The 17,579-nt window shown below is 64.6% G+C and carries 10 protein-coding genes; 7 read left to right on the top strand and 3 right to left on the bottom strand.

Annotated elements, in window-relative coordinates; all coding sequences use genetic code 11:
* Positions 1-23: 23 nt before the first annotated feature.
* Entirely contained in the window at positions 24-11,549 is an 11,526-nt protein-coding gene (locus MYCSM_RS16620) for a BTAD domain-containing putative transcriptional regulator (RefSeq protein ID WP_015307326.1), read from the bottom strand.
* 136 nt (positions 11,550-11,685) lie between these two features.
* Here MYCSM_RS16620 and MYCSM_RS16615 point away from each other — a divergent pair, with 136 nt between their 5' ends.
* From MYCSM_RS16615 to yaaA, 4 genes are all read left to right on the top strand, one after another.
* Positions 11,686-11,904: a polyketide cyclase / dehydrase and lipid transport gene (locus MYCSM_RS16615; RefSeq protein ID WP_015307325.1), complete on the top strand. Its 219-nt coding sequence runs from the start codon at positions 11,686-11,688 to the stop codon at positions 11,902-11,904.
* Between the two features lie 83 nt (positions 11,905-11,987).
* Complete coding sequence (locus MYCSM_RS16610) at positions 11,988-13,124, top strand: alkaline phosphatase family protein (protein WP_015307324.1); 1,137 nt, start codon at positions 11,988-11,990, stop codon at positions 13,122-13,124.
* Between the two features lie 528 nt (positions 13,125-13,652).
* A complete protein-coding gene (locus MYCSM_RS16605; protein WP_041312213.1) occupies positions 13,653-14,258 on the top strand; it encodes a glycoside hydrolase in 606 nt (201 codons plus the stop codon).
* A 51-nt stretch (positions 14,259-14,309) separates the two neighbouring features.
* Positions 14,310-15,056, top strand: a complete 747-nt coding sequence (gene yaaA, locus MYCSM_RS16600; RefSeq protein WP_015307322.1) for a peroxide stress protein YaaA — start codon at positions 14,310-14,312, stop codon at positions 15,054-15,056.
* Here yaaA and MYCSM_RS16595 read toward each other — a convergent pair.
* A complete protein-coding gene (locus MYCSM_RS16595; RefSeq protein WP_015307321.1) occupies positions 15,043-15,336 on the bottom strand; it encodes a DUF1330 domain-containing protein in 294 nt (97 codons plus the stop codon). The two genes, yaaA and MYCSM_RS16595, sit on opposite strands and share 14 nt — an antisense overlap.
* A gap of 157 nt (positions 15,337-15,493) precedes the next feature.
* On the opposite strand from MYCSM_RS16595, the gene MYCSM_RS37205 reads away from it, so the two are divergent.
* Positions 15,494-15,742 (top strand): hypothetical protein, encoded by a 249-nt coding sequence (locus tag MYCSM_RS37205; RefSeq protein WP_015307320.1) that lies wholly within the window; start codon positions 15,494-15,496, stop codon positions 15,740-15,742.
* A 139-nt stretch (positions 15,743-15,881) separates the two neighbouring features.
* Positions 15,882-16,115 carry a hypothetical protein gene (locus MYCSM_RS16590; RefSeq protein ID WP_051073761.1) on the top strand — a complete coding sequence of 78 codons (234 nt, stop codon included), beginning with the start codon at positions 15,882-15,884 and terminating at the stop codon, positions 16,113-16,115.
* Here MYCSM_RS16590 and MYCSM_RS16585 read toward each other — a convergent pair.
* On the bottom strand, positions 16,099-16,620 hold the full coding sequence (locus MYCSM_RS16585) for a hypothetical protein (RefSeq protein WP_041312210.1): 522 nt from the start codon (positions 16,618-16,620) through the stop codon (positions 16,099-16,101). The two genes, MYCSM_RS16590 and MYCSM_RS16585, sit on opposite strands and share 17 nt — an antisense overlap.
* Positions 16,621-16,717: 97 nt before the next feature.
* On the opposite strand from MYCSM_RS16585, the gene MYCSM_RS16580 reads away from it, so the two are divergent.
* On the top strand, positions 16,718-17,578 hold the full coding sequence (locus MYCSM_RS16580; RefSeq protein ID WP_015307318.1) for an oxygenase MpaB family protein: 861 nt from the start codon (positions 16,718-16,720) through the stop codon (positions 17,576-17,578).
* Position 17,579: the final 1 nt, after the last annotated feature.

Raw genomic sequence — 17,579 nt, 5'->3', positions numbered from 1 at the left:
GCCCTCTGGCTGCATGTCAACGGTTAGGCCCCTTTTAATTGCGTGAATCGGGCTAGCGCCTGCTCGCGCTGGTCGGCGTCGAAGAGCTCGAAATGGGTAAGGCGATTACCTTCAAAGAAGCTCAGCAGCACCATCGGGATCTCTATCTCGACGCCGTCAAGCGATGTGCCCTTCGCTACGAGGTCGCCGACAACTCCGGAAGCCGAGTAGCGGAGGATTTCGGATGGCTCTACCCATACGTTCGGGATGAGCGACACAACCGCGGTGACCGACGTGGCAAAGTCGGTGACCGTCTCGCCGGTCCCCAGTTGACGATGGTTGACGTATGTGGCGCCGGCCAAGCTCGCGTTGTGCGCATCCCAGTCGTGGCGGTTCAATTCCTGCAGAATCCTAAGGTGCGCCTTGATGACTTGGGGATGTGCGACCTCTCCTGATGCGATCCAGCGGGCCGTCAGCTCAGCGATCGCGCCGTTGATGTCCTCAGGATCGAACCTCACGGAGTGACGCAGAAGGCCGTCGTCGCTGACTTCCACGACCGTCAAGTACTCCGCTGCGATCGGCACGTCGGGCTCGGCGGTGTCACGGAAACGGTTGCGCATCAGCGCAAAATGAGCACCCCTGATCGCGACGAGGTCCGCCTCCGATCGCCAGCTGGGGGTGGCGTCGAACATCGCCTGCGCGGCGTCGCGCGGTGCCAACCTCTCGAACGAGGCGCGCAGACCTTTTCGCCGATCCTCCGCATGGCAGTCCTCGGTAATCAGCGACTGAAAGTCGTCCACGTCGCGGCGGTTGAATGTATCCGCTAGTTGCGTCCAAGTCCGAGTAGCGGCGTTTTCAAGCGGCGCAGGTGAATTGAGCTTCTCAAAGCTCGCGAGTGCGGCTTCGATGTCTATGTCGTCGAACATCTCGCAACGGTCAATCCGGTCGCTTTCGATCGAATAGACGTCGACCACTCGCCACTCGGTGTCCGCGCCGTCCTGTGACGTCGCCTTCGCCACATGGGTAACAACCGCGCCGCGGTCTGTTAGCCGATGCACGGCCTCGATGTAAACGGTGATGTCAGGGGTGAGGTCGAGCGTTGCCGCGATGTATGCCTTCAAGTCCACCCCGTCAACCGGCGCTAGCCGGCGTCTGTCGATGAATTGTCCTGTTATCGACGGGACTTCGCCCCGATTGATCGCGGCGTACCCCTGCGCGATGAGCGACCACGTGCATGTATGAGGGGCCGCTTCACCGGCAAGGTAGCGGGCGTCGAGTTCTTCGAAAGCCGCATCAATGTCGTCGGGCTCGAACAAGACACATGCCACGATCAGGTTTTCGGCGTTGGTCTCGACAAGGTCGAGTAACTCGGCACGGAATACACCGGCGCTTTGGTCGCGGCCCGAGTAGCGGGCCCGTGTGAGAACCAGCCGCTCGCCGCGGGTCGCGACGACAGTCGGCGTCACATTCGTGATCCCAGTCTCCGCTATTTCCCGCATGTTGGTGATCTCGGCATCGCGACCACGCCGGATGCCGGCATTCACTATGCGACGACGATCGTCGCAGATCATGCCTTGCGACATTGCGTCGGCCATCGAATCCCAGTCGCGCGCAGCGAAGTAGGAGAAGAAACGATCATCTGCTCGGCTCGCCGCGTTTTCCAATCGCGTCGCGGGCAGATCTAGTTCGTCGAATCGCACTAGCGCGTCGTCGAGGTCTGCTTCCTCGAAAACTTCTGCCCGGTTGATCAAGTCAGCCTCGAACGTAACGACACAGACATAGCGCCATTCGACTTCGAAGCCCTCATTTGAGGTTCCCTGCGAAGCATTGGTGAGGACTGCTCCGAGGTCGGTAAGTCGATGAACAGTCTCGATGTAGGTGGTGGATTGCGGAGTGAGATCCCATGTGGCGCGGAGATATGCCGGCAATTCGCTCATCTCGTACATAGGGAGCGGTCGACGGTCGACGTGTACCCAATCTGGCGTCGTCGCATGTACCTCGTGCCTGTTGAGCGCGACCCAGGTGCGTGCAATGAGCGCCCAGGTGTGCGCGTGCGTTGCCGCTTCGCCGGCGAGATATCGAGCATCGAGTTCCTCGAATGCAGCATCGAGGTCGTCGGGGTCGAACATGACGAGCGCGGCGATCCGTTCGTCGGCGTCGATCTCCGCAATTTGTAGGACATCTGTGTAGAAGGCCCCCCGTCGTTCGCCGTAGTGTGCGTCGCCGCGAACGAGGATGAGGCGCTCCCCACGGCTCGCGATATCGACGGCGGTCAGGTAGGCCACCCCGAACTCGGCGGCCGCTCGCAAGTCTTCGATCGCTGAGTGTCGACCATGTCGGACGCCCGCGTTCACGACTCGTCGGCGATCCTCGTTGTACAGGTTGTCGGTTAGCGAGTCGGTCATCGCGTCCCAGTCCCGAGCCGCAAATGATGCCCGAAAGCGCTCGCACACTTGGCTTGCCGTGTTTGATCGCGGCGACGGCCGTCGCAGTTCCTCGAACCGCGCGAGCGCGGAATCGAGCTCCGTCTCGTCGAATAGGTCGCAGCGACTGATTAGGTCGCCATCGACCGTCATTAGGCCGATCCCGCGCTGCTCGATCTCAAAGCCCTCGTGTGAAATTCCATGCGCGGCCCAGGTCACGACTGCCCCGGGAGTGCTTAATCTGTGCACGGTTTCGATGTAGATGCCGCTGTCTTTCGAGAGTTCCCACCCGGCACGGATGGATGCGGTCAGACCGCCTGCCTCAATCATTGCGAGCAGTCTCCGGTCAACGTTCTGCCAGGCAGGCGTCGTTGCTGGGAGTTGGTGCCGGTTTAGCGCGGCATATGCCTCCGCCACTACCGACCAAACGCGAGCGTGCGCGGCGGCTTCGCCTGCAAGATAGCGCTTTTCGAGTTCCGCGAAGGCGGCGTCGATGTCGTCAGGGTCGAACACGATGTGCGTCGCGATCCGCTCGTCGGCGTTGATCTCGACGACGGCAAGTATGTCCGTGCGGAAGGCCCCAGGCCCTTCCTCGGGACCCGTGAAGTGGGCACGCGCGAGGATGAGTCGACTTCCGCGGGTGGCTATAACGGTCGACCTCAGGTTCGTCATCCCGAAGTCGGCGATCGCTCGGGTCGTGTCCTTTACGGCCTCCCGACCCTGTCGGACTGTCCCGCCCACCACGCGGCGGCGATCGTCCGTCGAAACGTCGTCGGCGAATACTGCTCCCATCGCGTCCCAATCGCGGGCTGCGAAGTACGCGTTGCAGCGGTCGTACACGTGGCTTGCTGTGTTTTCCAGCCGTTGGGCACCTCGTTGCAGCTCCTCAAACCGGGCGATCGCCGCATCGAGGTCCACCTCGTCGAAGATCTCTGCGTGGCTTATCCGTTCGCCTTCGGTGGCCACAATTTCGACAATCCGCCACTCGGCGGCGAAGCCCTCCTGTGAACTTCCTTTCAGCACCTGCGTGTAGACCGCTCCGAGGTTGCTCAGCCGATGGACAGCCTCGATATGGAACGTCAGGTCCGGAATCTGATTCCAGGAGGCGTGGATGTACTCAATGAGGTCACCGGGCGGGAACGCCATTGCCCCGCGACGGTGGTCGATGCTCACCAAGTCCGCTGTGGCTGGGTACATCTCATGGCGGTTGAGGACGGCGTACGCTCGCGTGATGACTGACCATGTGTGAGTGTGGGCTGCGGCTTCGCCTGCGAGATAGCGGGTTTCGAGTTCCTCGAACGCCGCGTCGATGTCGTCGGGGTCAAACATGACGAGAGCGGCGATCCGGTCGTTCGCGTCGATCTCGGCAATCTGTAGGAGATCGGTTCGAAACGCTCCGGGGCGCTCGTCGTAAATTGCGTCGCCACGAACGAGAACCAGGCGCTCCCCACGGGTCGCGATTTCAGTAGCCGACAAATAGGTGACCCCGATCTCGACTGCTGCCCGTAAGTCTTCGATCATGGAGTCTTGACCATGTCGGATACCTGCGTTCACGACAGCCCTGCGGTCCTCGTTGTATAGGTCGCCGGAGAGCATCTCCGCCATGGCGCTCCAGTCGCGATTAGCGAAAGCCGCCCGGAACTGCGCGCATACGCGGCTCGCCGCGTTCTCGGGCCGCGGCAACGTCTGACTGAGTTCGTCGAACCTCGCAAGCGCGGATTCGAGGTCTGACTCGTCGAAGAGCTCGGCGTGGTCCACCGCGTCGTCGTCGACCGTGACAAGTTCGACGACTCGCCATTCGGCGTCGAAGCCTCGCTGCGAGCTGCCATGCGAGACCTGCGTGAAGACAGCTCCGACATCACTCAGCCGATGCACAGCCTCGATGAATAGCTTGAGGTCCGGCGTGAAATTCCACATGGCACGGATTTCCGCGGTTGGATCACCCGCTTCCACCGTTACCAGTGGTCGATGGTCGAGCAATTCTGGTGTGTTCGGGGGTAATTCGCGCCGGTTGAACAAGTCATGGTGATCCGCGATGACCGACCATGTGTGGGCGTGTGCTGCGGCTTCCCCGGCGATGTATCGCGCATCGAGTTCTTCGAAGGCGGCATCGAAGTCGTCGCGGTCGAACATGACGCAGGCCGCCATCCGATTGTTGGCCTCTACCTCAACGATTGCGAGCACCTCGGTATGGAAGTCATCGGACCGGTGATCGTGGCCAGACCATCGGGTACGAATAAGGACGAGTCGCGCACCGCGGGTTGCTATGACGTCGACCGTCGTGGACTCGACTCCGACGTCTGCCATCGCTCGCATGCTTGCCAGCGCGACGTCGCGCCCCTGCCGGAGCACGTCGCTGACTACGTGCCGGCGATCGTCTACGTAGTAATCGTCGGCCAGCATTCCGGTTAGGGCGGCCCAGTCGCGAGCCATGAAATTGGCCTGCATACGCGCGGTGCTCTGGGCGGCGGTGTTCTCAAGCCGCCGCGGCGGCCGACCGAGTTCGTCGAAGCGCGCGAGCGCGGCGTCGAGGTCTGACTCGTCGAACAGCTCGATGCGATTGAACCGGTCGCCGTCGACGGTGAGGACGTTGATCTGCCGCCACATCGCGGCGACGCCCTCCTTTGAAGTCCCAGTAATCACATGAGTGACGACCGCTCCCAGGCTGTTCAACTGGTGCGCGACCTCGATGTAGCCATGAATGTCCGGCATCAGGTCCCACGCGGAACGGATATAGGCGAACAGGTCACCGGTGCGCAATGCTGTCGCCCTACGATGGTCGATGTTCACCCAGTCCGGTGTCGTCGGCGGTAGCTCTTGGCGGTTGAGCGCGGCGTGCGCGCCCACGACTACCAACCATGTGTGCGCGTGAGCGACCCCTTCGCCTGCACGGTATCGCGCTTCGAGTTCTGCGAAGGCCGCGTCGAAGTCGTCGGGTTCGAAGATGGCGACCCTCGCGATGCGAATGTCCTCGGTGGTTTCCACAACGGCAATCACCTCGGCGTGGAACGACCACGGATCCTGGTCGCCTCCCGAAAAGCAGGCTCGAATGAGCGCAAGGCGTTCGCCGCGTGTCGCCACCACCGTCGCCGAAGCCTTATTTGTACCTACATCAGCAGCGGCACGCAGGCTTGCGATCTCGGCGTCTCTTCCCTTTCGAATGCCTGCGCCCACTATCCGTCTACGGTCGTCTGTTGATATGTCCCGGGCGAGTATTTCGGAGATGGCGTCCCAGTCACGCGCCTCGAAGCAGGCGCGCAAGCGGTTAGCCACTCGGCTCGCCGCGTTCTCAAGTCGTTGTGCTGGCCGGTCGAGTTCACCGAACCGCGCAAGTCCAGCGTCGAGGTCGGTTTCGTCGAAGATTTCGGTGCGGTTGACCAGGTTGCCTTGGACTGTAACGATCTCGACGATCCGCCACTCGGCGGCGACGCCCTCTTGTGAGGTTCCTTTCAGCACGAGCGTGCAAACGGCTCCGAGGTCACTTAGCCGATGCACCGCCTCGATGTGAAAGCTTAGGTCGGGAATCTGATTCCAGGTGGCGCGGACGTACGGCACAAGGTCACCGGGCGGGAAGGCGATCACGCGGCGATGGTCGATGTTCACGAAGTCGGTTGGCGGCGGCCGTATTTCACGCCGATTCAGAGCCGCGGCTTGCTCCGTTATGAGTGACCAGGTATGCGCATGGGCGGCGGCTTCGCCGGCGATATAGCGGGTTTCGAGTTCTTCAAAGGCGGCGTCGATGTCATCGAGGTCGAACGTCACTGTTGCCGCGATCCGTTCTTCGGCATCGACCTCGACAATGTTCAGGAAATCGAGGCCGAACTCGTCCGCGCTTCCATCGCCGCGCGAGAATCGAGCGCGCGCGAGGATGACGCGATCTCCACGGGTCGCTATGGCATTCGCTGTTTGGGTGGCGCCGAGATCGGCTGCCGCCCGAAGGTTGTCGATGAAGAGATCCCGTCCGATCTGCAGGTCGGCGTTCACCACCCGACGACGGTCGTCGAAGCTGATGTCGTTAATCACCATCTGCGCCATGGCTTCCCAGTCGCCTGCGGCGAATCGCTCTAGGAAGCGGTCGGTCACTTGGCTTGCCGTGTTTTCCAGCCGTGGCGCCGGTCGGCTGAGCTGTTCGAACATGGCGAGCGCCGCGTCGAGGTCGTCCTCGTCGTACACCTCCATCCGCTGTTCGTCGGGAACAAGCGCAACGATGCGAGGCCACTGCAGTTCATTCCCACGAGTGTCGGTGCCTTCGATGACGAGGCTGGCAACGGTGCCGTGGGCGTCAAGCGCATGTATTGCCGTCACCCGATACCGGGCGTCGGGCACGAGCGCCCACAACTCCTCAACCGCCCGCCCGAAGTCATTAGACCCGAACGAAACCCGGCGATGATCGACGTACGTGAGTCCGCCCATGATGGGTCCCAGCTCATGACGATTCGCTTCGCCAAGCGTATCCATCACGCTCTGCCAGACGCCTGGATACGGTGCCGCTTCACCGGTGAGGTATCGCGCATCGAGTTCGGCGATAGCGGTGTCGATATCTTCGGGGTCGAAATTGGTCCTGCTCACGAAAAGTCCGTCGCTGTCTAATTCTACGATCATGAGCGCTTCAAAGTGGAACGCGTCGGCCAGGTCGTCGCTGGCCTCGACGCGCCCGTAGGCGAGGCATAAACAATCGCCGCGAAGTGCCACCGGCGTTGAGGTGATCCTGTCTACGCCCAGCGCGGCCAACGCCCGTGCCTCGGCGACCGCGCCCGCACGGCCGTTGGTCTCGCCGCGGAGGCCCTGCCGACGGTCTTCAATCCGGACGTTGTCGGCGAGCAGTGTGCCAATCTCATCCCACTGACCACTTGCGAAAAGTGCCGTATAGCGGTCGATGCCGCGACTCGCGGCGTTTTCGAGAGGCGCTCGAGAACTTTGCGCCTCGAACCGGGCGTGCGCAGCGTCCAGCTCGGCCATCGCAGCGTCGATGTCATCGACATCGAACATCACCTGCAGTGCGATCCGACCGTCCTCGTCGAGACCGCATAAAACGAGCATCTCCTCGTGCGGCGCTCCGGGGCTCGCGTCATCGGTGCCGAGGTCGAGTCGAGTGAGGGCCAGGCGCTCGCCTCGGACGGCGATGATTGTCCAACGCTGCCACGCCCATCCTTCGCGAAGATGTCTGGCAACTCGTGGCCAGTCGCCTGGCCGAAGATCGGTCTGCGTGAAGCCGACCACCTTGCGCCGACTCTCGACGAAGACGTCGGGCGCATAGGTTTTCTCGCACTCGTCCCAGTCCTCGCGTTCGAAGGCAGATTCCAGCTCATGCATCACCCGGACGCAAAGGTTGTCGAGCTTCACGGCCGGGGTATCGAGGGTGGGAGCGAGCGCCGGAACGTCACGTCCGCTGAGAAGGCGGCGTGCCTTGTCGGCAAGTGCCGCTGCGCCTTTCCGCTCATACAACTCGGCAGCCTGCGCGGCCGCTGCTTGCGCACCCGCGAGGTCGCCGACGATATCCAACACCGTGGCCAGCGCCAAGCAGGCATCGCCATGGTCGACCAGAGCGTCAGTGCCCGCAGCAATAGCGACAGCCTCCTCGGCCACCTGTCGGGCCGCGTCGTGAGCGCCGTTTCGCGCCAACAGCTGTGCCCGAACCATCCGCCAGGTCATCGATGCCTTCAGCGCATGACCGGCCAGACGTTCACTCTCCGTGCATAATTCGTCGGCATCGGCGTCTCTGTCTAGTGCCAGGCAAGCGCGTGCCAACAAAGCGGCGGTCTCGGCCGTATCCGCATCGAGGCGCATGCGCCGGAAGCCGTCGTAGGCCTGCCGTAGGTGCGTCTCGGCAGACGCGGGTTCGTCGGCTACCAATTCGACAATGCCTGCGAACTGCTCAACCTCGAGTAACGCGTGGCGCATGCCAAGGTCGTTCAACGCGCGTCGGGCCGAGTCGATCAGGCGTCGGCCGGCCTCGGGGCGACCTCGAAATGCGTCCAGCACGCCCTGGCATCTCGTCGACGTTGCCTCGACGACGGCCGACCCCGTTGTGATGCGAAGCAGCCGCACCACATCGAGACACCGTCCGCCCGCGCGCGGCACCGGGTTTGGACCCCATAACGCCGCGAGTGGCGCTCCCGCTAGCACCGCGTTCACCCGTCGGTGGTCACGTGCGCGCCGCGCCGCGGTCAGCGCGTGGTCCAGCGCCATTTCGCAGTCGCCGATGCGACCGAGGCGTGCCAGACATCCGGCGCGAACGGTGTGCGCCTTGGCCTCCCCCGCCGCATCGTCGAGTATGGCCAGCTCCTCGGCGGCGACGGCAAGCGCGGATTCGACCTCGTCCAAGCGCTCGGGGTGGGTGAGCATCGAGAGCTGACCGTCGAAACACGTGCCCCAGGCCGCGAGCCTGGCGGAATCGCCTGCTGCTTCTTGCAGTTGCGACACCGCGCCTGCCGCCGACGCGACGTCACCCGCGGCTAGTAGCGCCTCACACCGCGCCACCAGCAGTTCGGCCTGTTGGTCGGCGCGGTCGGGCAGCTCGTCATCGAGCTCCTCGAGCGCGTGCAGCGCCCGGTCGTACAGGTCGGCCGCGCCTTCGTAGGCGAGGCGGGCCATCGCCTGCTCTGCTGCACGCCTGCAGTACTCGACCGCCTTCGGCGCGTTTCCTGCCCATGCACATTCGAAGTAGTGATACGCCAATTCGGCCAGTCGTTCGTCTTCGGCACCGGACTCGGCTTCGAGCGTCGCCGCGATGCGCTGGTGTAATCGCATGCGGCGCACCGACGCCAGTTCGGCGAGCAGCGACTGGCGGACGATGGCGTGGTTGAAACGGTAACGGCCGCCGGATTCTTCAATGACGATGCCGGCTTTGGACGCTCCGTCGAAAGCGTCGACGAGGTCGTTGCCGACCACCCGCTCGACCAGATCGAGCGCAAACCGGCTGCCCACCACCGCGGCAGCGGCCAGGGCCTTGTTGGTCTCCTCCGGCAACCGAGAAAGTCTGCGGCTTATAGCTTCTCGAACCCCTTGCGGCAAAGTGCTCGGGTCCCAACGGCCGCCACTTTCGTCCACATGGCGCAGCGCCTCGATGAGGAAGAACGGATTTCCGCCGGTGACCGTCGCCAACGCCCGGGCCAGCTCCTGGTCGTCGTAGCCGGCTTCGGCAACGTAGGCACTCACGTCGTCCTCGCCTAGACCGCGCAACTGAAGGCGATTATCGGAGCCGTCGCGGTGAAGGTCGGCGAGCATGGCCGCGAGCGGGTGGGAGCGGTCGAGATCGGTACTGCGATACGTGCCGACGATCTGTACGCGGGCGTGCTCGCCGAAGCGAAGGAGATGTCGTAACAGCAAAAGCGTGGGCTTGGCCGCCCAATGGAGGTCATCGAGGACGAGCACGACCGGTGCGATGTCTGAGGCAACGCCCAGCAGTGCGACGACAGCATCGAACAGCGCGTAGCGTTCGGTGTCCGCGTCGGCGTGTGGCGGCGCGGCCAGATCGGGTAACAACTCGCTTAGTGCCGGCACCAGTGGAAGCAGTGCTTCGACACCGCGCAATCCGCGAATCCGGTTGGCGCCGAGACAAGGTGCGAGCGCACGCAGGGCTTCTGCGAACGGCTGGTACGGCGCGCCGAGGTCCTCATCGCAACGGCCGTAGAGGACGACCGCACCCCCGTCGTAGGCGTGGCGGGACCATTCACCCGCCAGACGTGTCTTTCCTACGCCGGGCTCCCCGGCGATCATCACCGCGCGCGTGCCAGCGGCAAGTGTGGCCTGCCAAATCGACACCAGCTGCTCGAGTTCGCTGTCCCGCCCGACGAAAGGCCCGGGGCCGGCCAAAACGGCTGGCAGCGCTGGTCGTTCGATGGGTGTGTCCGTTGCGGGGGCACGGGATTCGTCACTGGCATCCAACCGAAGTTCGTAGACGTGTTCGGGGCGGGCAAGGTTCTTGAGCTGACGCGTCCCGAGGTCGGCCAGCACGACGTCGTCTCGAAGCGAGTCGATGACGAGTTCGGCTGTAGCACCTGAACATAGGATTTGGCCCCCGGCTGCCAGCGACCGCAGTCGGGCGGCCCGGTTGACCGCCCGGCCGAAGTAGTCGCCGTCCCGCAGCTCGACCTCGCCGGTGTGCAGCGCTACGCGGATGCGCATCGGCTCTGCCAATACCCACGGCTCGTGAAAGATCGCTTCCTGCAGCTCGATCGCCGCCCCAGCCGCGGCCGACGGCCGATCAAACACGGAGAATGTCGCATCACCCTCACCACGCGTCTTGATGAGCCGTCCGCCGCGCGATGTGACAACCTGCTCGACGATCTCGTCGTGTCTCGCGAGTGCGGCCGCCATCGCGTCGGCGTCCGCCTCCCATGCGGCGGTCGAACCCTCGATGTCGGTGAGTAGGAAGGTCACCGCCCGGGTCACCGCGGAGAGCTGCTGTGACGCAGGGACTTCCAATGCGGCGTCCTGTGTGATGATGGCGGCCTCGAGCCGACGCAACTCCGGTCCGGGGTCGACGCCCAGCTCGTCGGCCAGCAGGGATCGTGCGCGTTGGTAAGCGCCAAGCGCCTCTCCCTGCCTGCCAGCGCGGTAGAGAGCGAGCATCAGCTGGCCCCAACGCCTTTCACGAAGCGGCGCGTCTGCCACGGCAGCTTCGAGTTCGCCGATGATCTCTGCTGCACGGCCGGTCGCAAGCAGTGCATCGGCCCTGTCTTCGACGAGGGCCGCGTGCCCCTCGATCCATCGTGTTTTCTCGGATACACCGCGCGGGCCATCGGGCAATTCGGGGATACCGCGCCAGAGAGCCAGCGCCTCGTCGAAGCGGGCGATCGCTTGACTCGGGTCTCCAGCGGCGACCGCGTCGCGACCCAGCCGAGCGGCCAGCTTGTAACGCGTGGCATCAGTCTCGGTGGTGTTGAGGACCCAGCCGGCGCCCTCGGTCAACACACAGCCGTCACCAAGGGTGCGCCGCAGCGAGGAGATGTGGGTTTGCAGTGCTTTGGCCGCGGTGCGTGGCGGATCATCGCCCCACAGCAGCTCAACGAGTGTGTCCGCCGAGACGACCCCGCCGCCGTGCAGTCCGAGCATCGTCAGAATGGCGCGGGGCTTGGCGCCGGGAATGGCGACCGGCAGGCCATACTGCCGGACCTGCAGAGTCCCCAAAACCCCCAGCTCCACCGTTTGAAGCGTAGTCACGTCGTCATCGTCAGGAAGGCGATTCAATGCGCGGTCAAGGTTCAGTAAAGGTGTCCCGCACGGTCATTGCGTTGTCAAATACCTCGGACATGTCGGTGGGGCCTTGCAGGATGGCGCCATGGCGACGATTCGTAAGGAAGGACAAATCCATGCCTCGCCCGAACAGGCGTGGGACGCGCTGAGGGATGTCGGAGCGCTGCACACTCGGCTGGCCGCCGGATTTGTTGCCGACACGAGGATGGAAGGCACCGCGCGCATCGTCACGTTCGCGAACGGCATGGTCGCGCACCCACCGACCTGCTGCCCGACGAACTGGCGCCGAATGTGGACGAAATGATGACCGCAGGCATCGCCGCGATCAAAAAGACAATCGAAGCCACGTGACCGCGGCGCGGTGCGGTGCTATGGCAGGCTCGCGCTGTGGACCTGCCGACGCCGGATCCTGACCTCCCGCACCTGGCCGACGTGGTGCCGTCGGTGCTGGCCGCGATGGGCGTCGCGGGATTCGACGGCGCGATTCCCCTCCCAGGCGAGGTCACCGGCGCGTGCGTGCTGCTCATCGACGGACTGGGCGCGGAACTCTTGGATTCCTACGCCGCGGACGCGCCAGTCTTGGCCGCCCTGCGGGGACGGACGCTCGGGGTCGGATTCCCGTCCACCACCGTGGCAGGACTGGCGGCGATCGGTACCGGATGTCGCTCGGGTGAGCACGGGATGGTCGGCCTCTCATTTCGACTGCCCGGTGCCGATGTGGTCAACGCCCTCGGATGGCGACCACACCCGACGGGGCGTGACCTGCGCGAGAAGGTCCCACCGGAGCAGGTCCAGCCGATGCCGACGACGTTTGAGCGCGCCGCCGCGACCGGCATCGCGGTCAGCGTCATCTCCGGCGCGCAATTCAGCGCGTCAGGCCTGACCCGCGCCGTGCTGCGCGGCGCCCGCTATGTCGGCGTACACGCACTCGGCGACCTCGCCGCATGTGTGCGGTCGGCGGTCATCGACGGCGGTTTCTGCTACGGCTACCACTCAGAGCTCGACCTGCTCGGACACATCAACGGCCCTGGGGCGCCGGCATGGCGGATGCAGCTGCGCCAGGTCGACCGGCTGGTCGAGTCCATCGTGGACGGCTTGCCGCGCGGCGCTTTGCTGGCCGTCGTCGCCGACCACGGCATGGTGTCGATCGACGCGTCGCAGGTCGTCGACATCGACGCCAGCGAGTCACTGCTGGACGGCGTCGACGCCATTGGTGGCGAGCCGCGCGCTCGGCACGTCTACGTCGCCGACGGCGCGGCGGATGCGGTCCTCGCCGCGTGGCGAGAAACGTTGGGGCAGCGGGCATGGGTGGCGTCGCGCGACGAAGCGATCGCGGCGGGATGGTTTGGCGACCGGGTCGGCGATGACGCGCGGTTTCGTATCGGCGATGTCGTCGCGGCGGCCCGAGGAAGGGCCGGCATCATGCGGCGCACCACCGAACCACTGTTGTCGGCACTGATCGGCCAACACGGTTCGCTGACAGACGCCGAGCAGCGCGTGCCACTGCTTCTTGGTTATTCGTAAACATGTAACGCTGTGTAATACAAAGACTTTCAGATAGGGGAGATCTTACTTCCCTGTGCGAGAGGGTATTTGAATACGGAATGTGAACCTTAAGAACGTAACTACTTGGTGTTAGGCAATTCCCATTTAACGCGAGGCGAGCTGACAGCTGCGCTGCGGACTCGCGGTACCGTGAATGCCCGCATACCCGGCGTTTTGAAGCGGCATTTCGCTGTGGCCCAGGCCACATTTCATGATCTTGAAATGTGATACCCGCCACTCAACTGCGGCTTTCGGCCTACCCGATCTGACCGATCTCTAACACGAACTCGCAACGCTTCCATATCGGTATGGCCTTCGCCGACGTGTGTTTGCGCGTGTAACTACATGCGGCTACCAGCGGGTACTTCTGAATTCCAAAGCGGCGGTTCCGGATTGGTCCATTTGTCAGTCTGCGACATTTCGTGAACCAACCCGCTGGAGACGCGAGTTGTGAAGGGCATCACAGATTTTGGTGCGTTACAAAACCCTCTAGTAGCGTCCGGCCGCATGTTTGCTACCGTAACGCTGTTGACGCTTGTGAGCTCGGTTTCGGGCACACCGTACATCTCCGGCGGGGACTCCCCCAGGGGCACGGACTGCTCGGGCCTGGTTTCGTGGGTCGCGAATGCGGCAACGGGCCGGCCGATCTACGGCGACCGGTTCAACACCGGCAATATCGAGAGGGCCCTGCTGGCCCGCGGCTTCCAATACGGCACGCAGCCCGGCGCACTCAATGTCGGCTGGAACGGCGGTCACACCGCAGCCACGCTGCCCGACGGCACGCCCGTCTCCTCCGGTGAGGGCGGCGGAGTACGGATCGGTGGCGGTGGCGCCTTCCAGGGGCAGTTCAGCCACCACATGTACCTGCCGCTGGCGCCCGAGGACGTCCCGCCCGCGCCCGATGCGATGCCGGCCCCCGAGGGCATGCCGTTCATGCCGCCCGCGCCCGAGATGGTGCCGCCACCCGCTCCTGAGGCTCCGATCGTGTTGATGGCTGGGGAGGTTCCGCCCCCGGAGATGGCGCCGCCCGCGCCTGCCCCCGAGATGGCACCGCCCGCGCCTGCCCCGGAGATGGCGCCACCGGCGCCCGCAGATCTGCCCGCGCCGGCCTGAGCCGGCGCTTGGGGGCGGTGACGGTTCTCGCCCTCGGCTAGCGTCACGACCGTGATCGTGCTGCTGCCGCCGTCGGAGACCAAGCACGTCGGGGGTGACGGACCGCCGCTACGACTCGAGACGCTCAGTTCACCTGAGCTCGGGCCGTTGCGCGAGTCTCTTGTCGACGAACTCGTCGAGCTTGCAGCCGACCACGCCGCCTGCCGTCTGGCTCTGGGCATCTCCGCCTCGCAGCACGCCGAGATCGAACGCAATGCTGCCCTGCGTAGCTCGGCAACCATGCCCGCGATCGGCCGCTACACCGGCGTTCTTTACGACGCGCTGGATGTCGGGTCGCTGCGCGGCGCATCCGCAACCCGTGCCCGAAGCCGGCTCGCGGTCGGCTCCGCATTGTTCGGACTGTTGCGCGCGGACGACGCCGTGCCGGCCTATCGACTCTCGGCGACTTCGAAGCTGCCAGGGCGGCCAACGTTGGCTTCGCGATGGCGACCCTTGCTGGAGCCCGTGCTGGCGCATCTCGCGTTGATTGAACTCGTCGTCGATCTGCGCTCTGGTTCCTACGCCGCGCTCGGTCGGCTGCCCGGTGCCGTCAAGGTCGACGTGTTGGCCGAGCGTGCCGATGGCACGCGCACCGTGGTGAGTCACTTCAACAAGGCGCACAAAGGTCGGCTGGCGCGCGCCCTGGCCACGACAAAAGCGGAGCCCGACGATGCAGCACAGGTTGCGGCCGTCGCTCGGCGCGCAGGCATGCGTGTCGAACGTCAGGGTGACGATCTCACGGTCGTCATCCCCGGATAGCCTGCACCAGCACCACCGCGGTATCTGCACCCGCCCGACGGTCTTCCGAAATCCGTTGGTAATCAGGCGATTCAGCCCACTCGCGAAACGACGCCTCGTCGGGAAAACTCATCAACACGACCTTGTCCCGGTCCCACTCCCCTTCGATGACCCGCGGCGCCTCGTCGGCCGCGAGGAGTGTTCCCGAGTAACGCTGGAAGACGTCCATGAACGCTGCCTGGTACCGGCTGTAGGCGTCGCGGTCGGTGAACTTCAGCGTGGCGATGGCATAGACGGTCACCGGCCCACCGTAGTCAAACTTTCGCGGCGTCAACGCGTAGCTGGCAAATCACGCAGTGATTCAACAAGATTCGCGCTCACTGCGGGATGGGTGGCCATGGCTTTTCCTACAACCGTTGTCGTGCAGAATGTTCCGCACAACCAGTGCACGAAGTTGCATGACGGGAGCGCCCTTCGTCACCAGCTCGGGGTATGTGACGCGACCTTCCCAAACCCGCGGCCGACAACGAAAGCAGCCTTCCCCCGCTCGACTTCTGCTACGCAGGCACCTGGCGCTCGGCGGATCGGCTCTCCTGCTCGCGACGCTGATCGTCTCGGTCGGCGCGGTGGTGAAGTGGGCATCCCCCGAGTCGATTTCGCCGCCGACCGCCTTCCCCTTCGGCACCAGCCGCGACCCGCCCACCTGAGCCGCCCGCCGAACCGCCCAGCCCTCCAGTCGCATCGCCCGCCCCGTTCGCGGTCGACGACAGGGGCTTAATCAACACCGAGGCACGAGGTGATGGAAACCAAACCGCCGTCGCGATCGGGCGAACGCAGGGTTCCCTCGTGGTGATCTGTGGCGACCACGACGGTCGCTACGGCTACCGGGGGGTGCGGCTCAGCGACGACGCGGTACTCAAGACCGCCCGTACGACCGCGACGCGCGAGTTCGTTGCGCAGAACGCGAGCGTCACCTACTCGATTTCACCCGCCGGGTTGCGCATCACCGCAGCGGGCAGAGTACTCAGGCAGGAGCCGATGATCGATTACCGAGGGCACGACTTTAAATCGGCACGATGAAGTCGGACGTATAGAACTCATCGGGTGTCTGCGACAAATAGCCGGGTCGACTGACGTACATCCACGCGCCCGTGGCGCCAGGCGCAATCGGTCCGCGAAGAGTCGTGCTGCCGTTGCCGAAGTCATCGGCCGTGACCACGCCAGAGATCACGCCGGGATCGCCGGGGTTGCAACCAACCGCCGATGAGTGCGGCATCTCGACCAACCCCACCACGTAAACCGTGCCCGGGATCGCCCTCATGACCTGCACGTCGGCGATCACCTCGGTGCCCGTCGTGCGCACCACGGCGGTCGATCCCGCATATCCGGTCGGCCCGACGTGTGTCTTGGTACTGAAGTCGCATCGCCTGAAGATCTGGGTGAATGCGACGAAGGTTCCGCCACCGGCTGTCTCCCCTGCGCCGGTCGGGCCGTCGGCCCCCGACATCCCGGTTCCGACTGTCAAAGCCGTCGGCACCGCCACCACCGCTGCCGCGACAACGTTGAGAATTCGCTGACGCTTCATTGCGCCCCCCATAGTCAGTGTCCGGTGTCCCCGACATTAGTAATTAACGCTTGTTGCGACGGCGAAATCGCAGAACCGTTCGCGTACCGTCGATCACATGACGGTGTTGCCCGATTTAGGTGTCGTGCGCCAGACCCTGGGCCGCAGCCTGTTCGGCATGGTTGCCGGTCCCGATGGGCCAGCCAACCGAGCGCGCATTCACCAGACGCCGGGGGCGCGGTGGTTCGACGAAGACCGTCCGATCCGCCGAGTGCACGCCGACGCCTCGATGTTCGTCGGCGGCCTGCGCGCGCTGCTCCTGCAGTCGCTGCATCCGCTCGCGATGGCGGGTGTCGCTCAACATTCCGACTACCGCGGAGATCCGTGGGGCCGCCTGCAGCGCACCAGTACGTTCCTGGCGGTGACGACCTTCGGTCCGGCCGCCGACGCGCAGCGTGCGGTCGACCGGGTGCGCGGCATCCATCAACGTGTCCATGGGACCGCGCCCGATGGCAGGCCTTATCGCGCGTCCGATCCACACCTGCTCGAATGGGTGCATGTGGCCGAGGTCGACAGCTTCCTTCTGGCCCACCGGCTTTACGGCGCGCATCCCCTCGACCAGAGCGGGCGCGACGGGTATGTGGCCGATACCGCCCGCGTGGCAACGGCGCTCGGTGTTGCGGACCCGCCGATGTCGGAGAAGGAACTACGCGAACGGATAGAGGCGTTTCGGCCCGAGTTGTCCGGCACCGCGGCCGCGCGTGACGCCGCCCGCTTCCTGCTGTTGACTCCCCCACTGCCGATCGCCGCGCGCGCGCCGTACGGCCTGCTGGCAGCCGCATCGGTGTCGATGTTGCCGCCGTGGGCGCGGATGCCGTTGCTGCTGCCCTATTTTCCTCCGGTCGAGGCCACCGTCATCCGGATGGCCGGGCGGGTAGTCGTCGGCGGTATCCGGTGGGCGATGGCCGCGGGCCGCTGAC

It is taken from the genome of Mycobacterium sp. JS623, assembly GCF_000328565.1.
Taxonomy (GTDB): Bacteria; Actinomycetota; Actinomycetes; order Mycobacteriales; family Mycobacteriaceae; genus Mycobacterium.
The sequence above is the reverse complement of the archived record's forward strand: the minus strand, read 5'-3'. Positions and strand labels throughout refer to the sequence as shown.